2 protein-coding genes are annotated in these 14468 nt (G+C 48.3%); both read left to right on the top strand.

Going from position 1 to position 14468, the window contains the following annotated elements:
- Nucleotides 1-593: 593 nt before the first annotated feature.
- The gene (gene fabD, locus AOU00_RS24705) at nt 594-1817 is read left to right on the top strand and encodes an ACP S-malonyltransferase (RefSeq protein WP_069292114.1); all 1224 of its coding nucleotides are present in this window, start codon (nt 594-596) and stop codon (nt 1815-1817) included.
- On the top strand, nt 1792-14466 hold the full coding sequence (locus AOU00_RS24710) for a non-ribosomal peptide synthetase/type I polyketide synthase (protein ID WP_069291905.1): 12675 nt from the start codon (nt 1792-1794) through the stop codon (nt 14464-14466). The genes fabD and AOU00_RS24710 overlap by 26 nt, the downstream gene beginning before the upstream one ends.
- Nucleotides 14467-14468: the final 2 nt, after the last annotated feature.

The raw sequence follows: 14468 nt of genomic DNA on the forward strand, positions 1-14468 counted from the left end.
CACTTACTACACAGAAATTTTTACAAAAATTCATTAAAAATTACAAACAATGCCTGATTTTTAGACAAAAAAGGGCATGGTTTGTGTGTATAATATATTTATACATTATATCGACATACTTTAATTTACTTTTATGTTTATATTGAAATAAAACCATTCATATATCGCATTTTTTTCTTATTAAAGGAATTTAAAAATATATTGACATTTTTCGAGTCCATATCTATTATATAAATAAAATATTTCTCATTTAATACTTACATCGAAAAACATCCTGTATAACCCCAACAATTTCTCTCACATTCATCTATGATGCTGAATTTTAGGTTCCAAGCCTGAAATTCTAGTATACCTCAAGGTTTTTACACTTCCAAGTCTACTCACACACCTGACTTTTGATCACAATCACACCACGAACGGAACCCTATTACCAATTCACTGCCATATGTCGATTACTGTTTTTTGGCAATCGAGTTCGTTGTTTTTTTTACTGTATTTTTCTCTACTTCTTAATGTCACCATATATATGTATTCATACATAAAATGTGATTTTTTTTGTTTATCCATATTTTTTTTGTGGAAAGGGGTTTGATATGAATCGCATGGCTTTGGTTTTTCCTGGGCAAGGCTCTCAGTATGTAGGAATGGGGGCTACGTGGCATAGCGGCTTTGCAGAAGCGGATCGCTTGTTCGAAGAGGCTGCTGATATTTTGGGATATGATCTGAAAGCTTTATGCATGGCAGGTCCGATGACCCAGCTATCCAGAACATTCTATACTCAGCCCGCACTTCTCACGATCAGTGTCATTGCATTCGGGCGTTATATGCATGAAATCGGAATTATCCCTGAATTTTCAGCAGGTCATAGCCTGGGTGAATATTCAGCTCTGGTAAGTAGCGGTGTTCTATCCTTTAGCGACGCTTTACGACTGGTTCAAAAGCGAGGACGCATCATGGAAGAAGCCGCAGTGGCCGGACTGGGCAGCTTGATTGCCGTTCGCGGAGCTGAGCCAGGCGCTGTGGAAGAATTCTGTCGTCTGCATTCTACAGTCGATCAGCCTGCTGTCATTGCCTGTTACAATTCACCTAACCAGTACGTCGTTTCAGGTCATCTCACTTCTGTTGCTGTGGTAGCTGGCGAGTTAGAACAGCGAGGGGCCCAAATTACCCGCTTGCAGGTCAGCGGCCCTTTTCATAGTCCGCTGATGCAGCATGCTGCGGATAGACTGGCCGCAGAGCTGCAAAAATACACTTTAAATGAGGCGAAGTGGCCCGTGATCTCCAATGTGACCGCTCTGCCATACCCCGATGTTGACAGCATCCGTCAAGGATTGATTTTGCAAATGACTCACCCGGTTCGCTGGATTCAAACCATGCAGTATATGGCGAATCGTGGCGTGAAACAAGGCATCGAGTTAGGTCCACGAACGGTGCTGAAAAATTTGGCGAAGGAAATAGACACTACCATTGAATTTCTGTCCATGGATAGAGACTTGGATCGCGTTGAACTGGAACGCCGCTTCTCAATCCGTGATTGGGTTGCTCGTTCCCTTTCACTGGCGGTATCTACCCCCAATGCCAATTGGAATGAAGATGATTATCGAAAGGGTGTTATTTTACCTGTTCGAAGACTGGAAGAATTACTTCGAAGCTCTGAATCAGGGAGCGGTTCACCTCCTGCTTTTGAGCAAAGACAGGAGATTTTGGAGTGTATTCGCCTGGTGTTGCAAACCAAACAGGTCTCCGAAGGAGAGCAGAAAGTAATGCTAGAGCAATTGAGGAGGGATCAGGATGGAACAGTTTCAAACTTTAATTGAAATCATTCAAGACCGTGCAAGCCGGGATGAGAACGGAATCACCTTTATTTCTGGTGATAAACAAGAGGAATACGTATCCTACTGTAAACTTCTGGAGCAAGCATCACAGGTACTTTATGAATTACAGGAAAAAGGGATACAACCTGGCGATGAGCTGATCATGCAGATCGACGACAATCATACCTTTGTGAATGTATTTTGGGGTTGCCTACTTGGTGGAATCGTTCCTGTTCCTGTAAGCATAGGGAATAATGATGAGCATAAAATGAAATTGCTTAAAATCTGGAATACACTTTCCCGCCCTTATATGATTGCAGATGACAAGGTATTGGAACAGTTAGAAAAATACTCGCACCAGCACGAACTGCTGGATTCCTTTGAGCCCGTTAAAAAAGCGACTTTTTCAAGCCATATATTCGATTATTCCAATCAGAGTAGAGGTGTTGTCCATATACCCAAACCGGAGGATTTAGCTTTTATCCAATTTTCCTCAGGTTCTACAGGTGATCCCAAAGGAGTCATGCTGACGCATGAAAATTTGGTTTACAATATTCGGGATATCGCAAATCAAACGGGCATGAGCTCCAAGGATGCTTATTTGGGCTGGATGCCGCTTACGCATGACCTGGGATTGATCGCATTTCATTTAACCTGTGTGATCGCTAATGCCAAGCACTTGATTATGCCAACGGCACTTTTTATCAGACGCCCGTCTTTATGGCTAAAAAAAGTATCGGAGCATAAGGTGACTCAAATATGCTCTCCCAATTTTGGATATAAATTTTTTCTCGATCAGCATAAACCCGAAACAGCAGCTAACTGGGATTTGTCAAGTGTCCGTATGATCTTAAATGGAGCTGAGCCCGTATCTGTGGAGCTTTGTCATGTGTTTATGGATGCAATGAGTGTTCACGGTTTGAATAAAAATGCGATGTTGCCTGTCTACGGATTGGCAGAGGCGAGCGTGGGCGTTTCCTCTCCACCTCTGGACAAAAGTACCTTTATCCCCATTCATTTGAATCGGCAGCAGTTACACGTAGGTGAACCTATAGAAGAAGTGGACAAGTCCGACAAGCGCTGTCTTACTTTTGTGGATTTGGGGTATCCGCTGGCTAGTACCTCTGTCCGCATTTGCGATGAACAAAATCAGGTGCTCGAAGATGGGGTGATTGGACACACACAGATCCGCGGCAAAAATGTGACATCCGGATACTATAACAATCCAGAGGCTACCGCGAAGGTCAAAACAGAGGATGGCTGGCTTATCACCGGCGATTTAGGGTTTATGCGGAACGGCCGCCTGACTATTACCGGTAGAGCCAAGGATATCATTTTCGTGAACGGACAGAATGTCTACCCGCATGACATCGAGAGGATTGCCGAGGAACTGGATGGCGTGGATCTCGGGAAAGTAGCTGTGTGCGGTGTACATGATGCGCAGACCAGGCAGGATCGTATTGTTGCCTTTGTGATGCACACGAAAAAGATAGAGCATTTTGTACCGCTTGTCCAAAAGCTGAAGAGTCATCTAAATTACCGGGGAGGTTGGCATATTCAGGATGTGGTTCCGATCCGGCGTATTCCTAAAACAACCAGTGGCAAGGTTCAGCGCTTCAAATTAGCCCAGAGTTATGAGCAGGGCGAATTTAATGAAATATTGACAGCACTGGCTGAGGCTACTCGAGTCATGCAAGCAGCTGAGCGTGTAGTCTTACCTCAAGGAGAGATAGAACAGAAGCTGATTGGAATCTGCCAGGATATTTTAAATGTAAAGTCGATCGGGACGGACGATAGCTACTTTGATATCGGAGTGACTTCCTTGCAGCTCGTTCAAATTGTGGACCTGTTGGAGGATCAATTAGGGATTCATATTGAGGTGACGGACTTCTTTTCCTATCCGACCATCGCCAAGCTTGCTGCATATATCTCTAGTCAGGGCATGAGCAGCGACCCGGCTGCAACAGCACAGTCCGAGGCCAAGGAGGAAGCAAATGTCCGGGATATCGCCATCATCGGCATGTCAGGCAAGTTTCCTCAAGCGGAAACATTAGAGCAGTTTTGGGCGAATGTGGCATCAGGGGCTGACAATATCGGCCCGTACAGCGACGAAAGAAGAAAAGATGCCGAAGCTTTCATTTCCCGTCTGAATACGGAAGGACGGAATATACAAATTGCAGAAGGCGGCTATCTGGATGAAGTAGACAAATTCGATTACTCCTTCTTTAAGCTGACTCCACGGGAAGCCTCACTCATGGACCCGAATCAACGGTTATTTCTACAAACAGCCTGGAGCACGATTGAGGATGCGGGGTATGGGGGTAAGCAACTGGCAGGCCAAAAGGTCGGCGTGTATGTCGGCTTCTCCAAAACCAGCTTCGAATACGAGCGTTTGTTGTCTGAGGTGGAACCGGGCGCGCTGCCGAACTTTGCCATTGGTAATTTATCATCCATTATTTCCAGCAGGATTGCATATTTGCTCGATCTAAAAGGTCCGGCGCTAACAATTGATACAGCATGCTCTTCATCACTCGTGGCAGTGCATTTGGCCTGCAAGTCCATCCTTAGCGGAGACTGCGACATGGCCTTGGCAGGTGGAGTGAAGACGATTTTACTGCCGCTGAAAGCGGGCATTGGCATGGAATCCTCCGATGATCGAGCACGCGCCTTCGACGACCAGTCGGACGGAACGGGCTGGGGTGAAGGAGTTGGAGCCGTTTTACTGAAGCCGCTGCGCAAAGCGGAACAAGACGGTGACAACATTTTAGCCGTGATCAAGGGAAGTGCCATTAATCAGGACGGCAACACGATTGGTATTTCCGCGCCGAATGCGCTGGCTCAGGCAGAAGTGATTTCGCAGGCGTGGCGCGATGCACGGATTGATCCTGAAACGATAAGTTGTATCGAAGCACATGGCACCGGAACCAAACTGGGCGATCCGATTGAGATTGACGGCATTACCAAGGCTTTCCGCAAGCATACACAGCGTAAGCAGTTTGTGGCCATCAGCACGGTCAAAACGAATATCGGTCATTTATACGAAGCCGCTGGGATTGCGGGTTTGATCAAATCCGTGCTATCCATGAAGCACCAGCAAATTGCGCCGCTTGTTCATTTTCGTACACCAAACCAGAAGATCCATTTTGAGGAGTCCCCGGTATATGCCAATACGAAGCTGAGGAAATGGAAGACGAACGGCTTCCCGAGAAGAAGCGGGCTGAGTTCCTTTGGATTCAGCGGGACAAACTGCCATGTGGTACTGGAGGAATATATTGCAAAGACGGAATCGGATAAATCCTCCACGGGCAGCAATAATGGATCATCACCGCTGCTGCTGACCCTGTCAGCGCGGAGTGAATCCGCTTTACGCGAGCTGGTCGGGCGGTACGCAGAACGGTTTAGACGGGCGGAAGAACTCGTGATGAAGGATGTATGCTATACGGCTAACACGGGAAGAAGCCACCTGAATCACCGGATTGCGGTGACTGCGGCAGGAGCAGATGCGCTGAAAGCAAAGGTGCTTCAGTTGCACGAACAAGGCAGAGCCGTCGATGGTGTATACACCGGGAAAGCGGATAGCGCTGGTGGCACAGAGACGGTCACTGGAAGCTTGGACACGTTGCAATCACTGGAGCAACTGGCTGCCAAGTATGTGCAAGGAGCGCAGATCGATTGGAATGCCCTCTATGCAGGTAAGCACTATAAAAAGGTTTCTCTGCCTACGTATCCATTTGAACGGAAAAGATGCTGGATTAACGTACCCGAACAGGTTCGAACGGAACAGAAGGTACCAGTTCATGAAAACTCAACAGTAAAGGAGTCTGGAATGATGGGGAACGAGTATTCAGCGCCAGCATCTGCTATCGATCAGCACAAATCATCTATTCTTCAAAAGTTAGCGAAAATGATCGGTAACGTGTCCCAGCTCAGCCTGGAGGAACTGGAACCGCAGACACATTTTCTCGAACTTGGGCTAGATTCCATTAATTTGTCCCAGGTTCGCCACAGTATCAAGGATACCTTCGGACTGGACGTTCCAATGAACGAATTTTTCGAATCGTTGACCACGCTGGAGCTGTTGGCCAGCTACGTAGCCGAACGGGCGAGCATTTCCACTTCTGCTGAAACCCCGGTTCAATCTGTGGAAAATCGTCCAGAAACAACTCTGAATCAGGTTGATCATGCAGCTTTCCCGTTAACCCAACCGTCTCATGAATCCGCTGTTCCGGCATCCGTTTATGCCATAGACACGGCTGGGCAAACACGGGCTCAAAGCTTTCCAAACGCTACAACTCCTGCGGCTGTAGAGCGAATTTTGGAGCAACAGCTACATCTGATGTCACAGCAGCTCGATGTTCTCCGGCATCAGCCATCTGCATCCGTAATAGCTTCCGAGCCATTTAACCTGGAAACGGGCGTTTTGCTATCGGCATGTAGTGAAAGTGCGCAGATCATCCGTACCGAATCCAAGCAGAAAGTCGCGGCTGCATTAGCACCAGCACCATCCGTAAAGGCTGTTTTCAAGCAGACAGGCAATGAAGCCAAGCCGTATACGCCTTATAAAAAGCTGGATGTTAAAGCACGTGAATTGCTTTCGCTCCGTCAGGAACAACACCTGCAAGAACTGATTGAACGCTACACGGCCCGTACGCGTAGCACCAAACAGTACACCCAGCAGTATCGCTCCGTATACGCCAATAACCGCAATGTGGCTGGTTTCCGGCCTGTTTTGAAGGAAATGGTGTATCAAATTGTATCCCAGCGTGCAGACGGTTCAAAAATTTGGGATCTGGATGGCAATGAATATGTCGACTTGACGATGGGCTTTGGTGTAAATCTGTTTGGACATAATCCAGCCTTTATTCGTGAAAAAATTGAGAAAGAACTGAAGAACGGCATGTGTATTGGCCCCATGTCCAACATGGCTGGGCAAGTCGCCGAGCGAATATGCAAGATGACCGGTGTGGAACGGATTGCCCTGTATAATTCCGGCACGGAAGCCGTCATGGTCGCGCTCCGTTTGGCACGTGCTGCCACTGGACGAGCTAAAGTCGTCATTTTTGCTGGCTCGTATCACGGTACATTCGACGGGGTGCTGGCACAGGGGAGCGCGGGTGATGACAAGGAGCATTCGACACCTCTAGCTCCAGGTATCTTGCAGCATATGGTGGACGATGTCGTCGTGCTTCATTATGGGGCGGACGATTCTCTGGATTATATCCGCACCCATGCGCATGAACTGGCCGCGGTTATAGTGGAGCCGGTACAAAGCCGCCGACCAGATTTTCAGCCTAAAGCCTTTTTGCAGGAAATTCGCCAGATAACGGAGCAGTCGGGTACTGCCTTCATTTTTGATGAAGTCATTACAGGCTTCCGGATTCAGCCCGGAGGAGCCCAAGCGTGGTTTGGGGTACAAGCCGACCTCGTGACCTACGGTAAAATCATTGGCGGCGGGCTGCCCATCGGCATCGTAGCCGGAAAAGCCGCCTTTATGAACGGGATCGACGGAGGCACGTGGAGCTTCGGGGACGATTCCTATCCGCAGCATGAGCAGCAGCGAACCTTTGTGGCAGGAACCTTCTGCCATCATCCGCTGGCAATGGCTGCATCCTTAGCGGTGCTGGATCATTTGGAGAAGCATGGCGAGCAACTGCAAAATCGCTTGAACAGCCGCACCTTGGCGTTAGCAGCGGAGTTGAACAGCTATTTCACTGACGAACGCGTACCTATGAAGGTCGTTCACTTTGGCTCCCTATTCCGCTTCGTGCTCAAAGGCGATCTGGAGTTGTTCTTCTATCACATGCTGGATAAAGGCATCTATATCTGGGAGGGACGAAACTGCTTCTTGTCCACGGCCCATACCGAGGAAGATATTGCGCGAATCGTACAAGCGGTCAAGGATAGCGTGAACGAGCTGCGTAAAGGGGGATTTTTACCGGACCCGCCCCCAAATGGAAACGGCCCGGGACCGGGAAAGCAACCTGTACCTGTAACCGTACCTCCAGAGGCTGAAGCAGCAGAAACTATTATTGCGTTAACTCCAGAGCAAAAGCAGCTTTGGTTCGCTTCTGTTTCAGATCGAAGTGACTCTCAATCTTTACACGAAACCGCCTTGTTGCGGTTTCGTGGTCCACTTCAGCAGCAGGCGTTCAACCAAGCTGTCCAGACCATTGTAAATCGTCATGAAGCCTTACATATCTTTATGAGCGGCGATGGGGAAACTCAGGTGTTCGCTCCTGTGATGAAAGCGGAAATCCCGCTTCATGATTTTACCAGTTATCGCCCAGATGAACAGGAACAACATATCCGGGCATGGATGATCAAGGACAGTGAAACTCCATTTGCCATGACGCCAGGCAAGCCATTATTCCGAATTCATCTGCTGAAAATATCGGATGAAGAGCATCTGGGTGTTTTTACGTTTCATCATTTTATCGCGGATGGCTGGTCAATCAGTGTATTCATTCAGGAACTGGAACACATCTATTCTGCGCTTGTTCGACATGCTGACTACAACCTTCCCGATCCAGTACCTTTTCGGAATTACGTTGTTTGGCAGCAAGATCAATTGAAAGCAGGGAAAAAAGAGGCCCTTGCTTTTTGGTCAGCAGTGCTAGAAAAGCAGCAGCCTGTCCTCCATCTGCCATCTCCGGTAAGGGGAATACAAATTCCGTCTTCCAGAGGAAGCAGACATACCATAATGCTCGAAGCGAAGCTCGTTAAACAATTGAGATCCGCCAGCATAAAGCTAGGCAGCAGTCTTTTTATAACGCTGCTATCCGCCTTTCAGATTTTTCTACATCGGCTGACAGGGCAGCAGGAAGTAACGGTGGGGGTTCCCACCGCAGGACAATCCCATATGGACGCCTTCTCTCTGATCGGCAACTGTGTCAACTTGCTTCCGATGATCAGCGAAGTGCGTCCTGATGCTACTTTTACGGAGCATGTTCAAACAGTCAAAAAGCGCATGAATGAACTGGACAGCTTTCAAAAGTACAGCTTTGCCGGACTCGCTGAGCTGGGGCTGAGGCATTTGCCTGTCATTAACGCTGTATTCAATATGGATCGACCGATTCCGCGTTTTCAATTCCATGAACTGGAAGTGGGACTCGTTGAGAATGAGGTATCATTCAGCAAATACGAGTTGTTTTTGAACGTGACAGAGGCGCAGCGACAATTACGTTTTGATTTCGACTACAATTCGGATCTTTTTCAGCCAAACATTATCGAAGCCTGGTCAGGATATTTCCTGAATCTGCTGCATTCCATGGTAGAGGAAGAAGGGGCTCGCGTTTCTACGCTGACTTTACTCCGTGCGCCGGAGAACGAACAACTTCGAGCTGCATGGGCAGCAAATACCGATGCCAACGGAAACTATCTTTGCGTCCTCGATGTCTACAAGCATTTGGCACCTGTTGGGACAGCAGGGGAGGTGTATCAAGCCTCAGTAGCAGGCCTGTTGGGAACGACCCGAGAATGGGCTTACGTGGAAAACGATGGCAAGCTGCGGCATATTGGCAATTTAAATCGGGCCATCCACATTCGCGGACATCAGGTTAATCTGGAGCAGTTGGAGAAACATCTACTGCAAACTTTCCAATTGGAGTCCTGCGTCATTACACCGCAAACGGACGAAGCTGGAAAAGTCTCATATATAACCGCCTATGTGGTCGCAAACGCATCGAAGCCATGGGAAGAAGACGCACTGAAAAAGGCTGTAATCGAAATTCTTCCAGATTATACGCAGCCTCGTTTTTGGATTCCTATGGATCATATTCCTCTTCTGCCGGATGGTCAGCCTGATCTACAGGCTTTGCCAGAGCCGGGACAAGCAAGCATATTCACTAAAACAGACACCGCTTCTGAGAACCACGGCGTAGAAGATCAACTCGTGAACATTTGGAAGGACGTTCTGAATGTAACGGATATCAGCTATGACGATAACTTTTTTCAACTGGGCGGTGATTCACTAAAAGCGACGGTCATTCTGTCGAGAGTCAATAAGGAACTGGGTGTACACATTCCACTTAGCCACATTTTTGAGCTGCAAACGATTGCAGAGCTGGCTACATATATTGCGGGTGGAACAAAGAAGACCTACGAACCGATTGTATCTGTGAAATCGCAAGCCTTCTATCCGGTATCTTCTTCCCAAAAGAGAATGTACGTGCTGGATCAGTTGGGAGGTGGAAAGGCCTATCATGTATCAGGTCAGCTTTTCATAGAGGGAGATCTGGAGGTTCCCCGCTTCATTGAAGCCGTTAGGGAAGTTATTTTGCGTCATGAATCCTTTCGGACGTATTTCGATCTGGAAGACGGAGAAGTGGTACAAAAAGTTCGGGACACGATTCCATTCGACATCCCGTGTACCCGCATTTCCAAGGAAGAAGCAAAACAGGCTCGGACCTTGTTTGTTCAGCCTTTTCACCTAGGAACAGCTCCTTTATTCCGCGCCGAACTGTACGAATTTATCGAAGGTGGCTTCATACTGTTAGTGGATATGCATCACATCGTGTCCGATGGTTTCTCCATGGCCGTGCTGCTGGATGAAATCATTCAACGGTATCAGGGCAGACAGCTTGCGAACATTCAGCTTCATTACAAAGACTTTGTTGCTTGGCAGAAGCAGCAGATCACTGACGACGCATTGCAAGCGCATGAATCATATTGGCTCCAGACCTTGAATGGCGAGCTTCCTATACTGAATATACCTACGGACTTTTCACGTCCACAAACACAAAGCTTTGAAGGTGACAGCTTGACCGTCACCTTGGAATCCAAACTTACTAACAGACTCTACAAATTGGCCCAAGATACCGAATCTACGATCTTTATGGTACTTTTGGCGGCTTATAATGTCCTGCTGGGCAAGTATTCTGGTCAAGAGGACATTATCGTGGGTACACCTGTTGCCGGAAGACGGCATGTGGATACGCAAACGATGATTGGCATGTTCGTCAATACGCTGGTTCTTCGCAATCAGCCGCGATCTTTTTTAACGTTCCAATCCTTTTTGCAGAAGGTTAAGCAAAACTCGCTGCTGGCACTGGAGCATCAGGAATACCCGTTTGATGAGCTTGTAGACAAACTGGAACTGGTGCGCGACGTAAGTCGAAACCCGGTGTTCGATACGATGTTCAGTTTGCAAAATGTCGGCACAGATGTTTTGGAAACAGGAGGCATTCGTTTTAAACCGGAAGAATTCAACGCGGGTATCTCCAAGGTGGATTTTTCATTGCATGTGACCGAGGAAAAAGAATGTTTGTCCTTCACTTTGGAGTATGGCACAAAGCTGTTTAAACCGGAGACCATCCGACGGCTGGGAGAGCATTTTGTGCGAATTTTGGAAACGGTGACGCAGGATGTCGGGGTGCGGTTGGCCGATATTATGATCGTATCTGATGAAGAGAAGCAATTACTGCTAACCGAATTTAATCATACCGTCGTACCTTTCCCGCACAATGAGACAGTTCACGGGCAGTTTGAAAAGCAGGTCGTACAGACGCCGGGTCATATAGCATTGGTGTTCGGAAATCAGCGTCTGACCTACCGGGAGTTGAACGAACGTGCTAACTCACTGGCACGGATACTTCAAGCGCATGGTGTAGGACCCGATAAGCTAGTCGGCCTGATGGTGCAGCGTTCGGCGGAAATGATTATCGGTCTGCTCGCCGTGCTAAAAGCGGGTGGCGCTTATGTGCCTATCGATCCTGAATATCCGTCAGCCCGTATTGAGTATATGCTGAGTGACAGTGAGGCTGCCGTGCTCCTGACCAGTCGCGATCTGGTAGGAGAACACCATTACAGCGCCAACACCCTGTTTATCGAAGATGAGGAAGTATATCAAGGGGAAAGGACCAATCTGGAAGCCACTGCTCAGCCGGAGCATCTGGCTTACGTCATCTATACTTCTGGCTCAACCGGAAATCCGAAAGGAGTTATGCTCCAGCATCGCTCGGTGCTGAATTTTATTACAGGAATGCGTGAAGTGATTGACTTTGCAGCGAACAAAACGATTTTATCGCTAACCACCATTTCGTTCGATATTTTCGTTTTGGAAACGATTCTGCCGCTGCTGGGCGGAATGACCGTCGTGTTAGGCGACCGCCATCATCAGGTCGATCCTCAGGCACTTGGCGAGCTGATTACTGCACATCATATTGACATGCTGCAAATGACGCCATCTCGGCTGCACATGCTGCTGAGTCATGAAGAAGGCTCCCGTGCGCTGCAAGGTGTACAGGAAATTATGGTTGGGGGAGAAGCGCTTCCGCCCAGGCTGCTGGAGGCAATGCAGAAATTGAACGGCCCCCGTATTTATAACATGTACGGACCTACGGAAACGACGGTTTGGTCGGCAGTGCAGGAACTTACCGATGCCAATCAGATTGACATTGGACGCCCCATTGCGAATACGCACATTTATATCATGGATGCGCAGAACAGATTACAGCCAATCGGTATACCGGGCGAGCTATGCATTGCAGGGGAAGGGCTGGCCCGTGGCTATTGGAACCGCGAGGAGTTGACGGCGGAAAAATTTGTGATTAATCCATTCTCCACAGACACACGAATGTACAGAACGGGTGACCTGGCTCGCTGGAAAGCAGATGGGAACCTGGAGTTTATCGGCCGAATCGATCATCAGGTAAAAGTACGCGGATTCCGGATTGAGCTGGGCGAGGTTGAACATGCCTTGATGAGCCATTCTGCAATTCAGGAGGCTGTTGTCACTGCCAATGAAAGCCAAAATCATGAATCAGTACTATGTGCCTACATTGTACTGAATACAGAAGAAGCACCCAGCCTGACGGCAATTCATGAACATGTCGCCAAGCTGCTTCCCTATTACTCGGTTCCGTCTCACTTCGTGTTTCTGGATCAGATGCCGTTGACACCGAACGGCAAAACTGATCGAAAAGCATTGCCGGAGCCTGAAGAGCTATTCCGACCGGGGGTGGCCTATGCAGCGCCACGAAATGATGTGGAAGAGGCTTTGGCCGCCGTATGGCAAGATGTTTTGGGACGCGAGCAGGTAGGCATTCAGGATAACTTCTTCCTGCTCGGAGGCGACTCTGTTAAAGCCGTTCAAGTCATCGCGCGTATGCGTCTTCACGGGTATTCACTAGATATCCGGCACGTATTGGAGCACCCGTCCATTGAAATCCTGAGCGGCTATGCAGAAGCACTGGCCCGTCCGATTGAGCAAAGCCCAGTAGATGGGGAGGCGCCACTGACACCGATACAACGACATCTAATCGATTGGTTTGAACTTTATCCAGCATCCGAGGCACTTCCTGCCGCAATGTCGGTACTGCTGTTGGCAAAGTCGGGCTTTGACGAGCAGCCATTGCGAGCCGCATTGAAGAAAATCGCAGAGCACCACGATGCTCTGCGCCTTGGCTTATTACAACAGGCTGACGGGGCGGTTACGCAAGCTCACAAAGGACTGCATGAGGAGCTAATCACGCTGGAGGTACTGTCGCTTACGGGAACGGAAAGCGAAGCACGCAGCCAGATGGAAGCTGAATGTCAACGGATTCAAAGCAGCCTGCGGCTGTTTGAAGGACCACGAGTTCGGGCAGGGCTTTTCCGTCTGGATAGCGGAGATCATCTTTTCCTTGCTGTAGACCCGCTAGTGGCTGACGCCATTTCATGGAATATTTTGCTCGAAGATCTGGCAACAGGCTACGGACAAGCTCTGGATGGGGAAACGATTGTCTTACCGGACAAAACGAACGCTTACCAAACGTGGGCAGAGCATCTTGAGCATTATGCGAATAGTAAAGAGCTGCTCAAGGAGCAGGACTATTGGAACAAGATAGAGTTGTCAGAGTGGAGAACGCTTCCCAAAGACCATGAAGTCATTACGGATTCTGGATCGGAGAGACAAACACATCAGCTCCACCTGCAATTATCAACAGACGAAACCCAGCATCTGATGACACAGGTCAATCATGCCTATAATACCGTGCCGGAGGAAGTACTGCTGTCCGTACTGGGGCAAACAGTATCCGAATGGTCAGGACAAGAACGGATTGCACTCTACGTGGAGAACCCTGGCCGAGAACAGGCTGAAACAAATTCGCTGGATATCTCCAGAACGGTAGGGCAGTTTACGTCCGTGTATCCAGTTGTTCTGGACATCAAATCTGCGGATGATATAGCGCTGTTGCTCAAGCGTGTGAAGGAAACGGTTCGGCAGGTTCCAAATCACGGATTGGGCTACGGTGCATTGAGATATCTGACCGAAGCCAGCAATCCAACAGATTCTAAACGTTTTCGTCATCCGGAAATTGGTTTCCGTTATATAGACTCCCCACACCCGGAATCGGTTTATTTTTCTATATCGCCGCTGCAAGCTGAAATTGGACCAGGTACCAAGGATGTGATTAATGGTTCATCTTATGCTCTTTATATGGATAGCCGGTTGGAGGACGGAAAATTAAGTATCCGTATATCCTATGACAGGAATGCATATGAAGAGCGCACGATCAAACAACTTTTCTCCCGCTTCGAAACACACCTGTTGAATACCATTCGTCATTGCCTTGATCAGTCCGGTCAGGAACTGACACCAACAGACGTAGGGGCAGATGATCTGGATTTGGAAGAGTTCGAAGAGATGAAGCATTTTTATGAAAGCCTATAAAT

This window comes from Paenibacillus polymyxa (genome assembly GCF_001719045.1).
GTDB lineage: Bacteria > Bacillota > Bacilli > Paenibacillales > Paenibacillaceae > Paenibacillus > Paenibacillus polymyxa_B.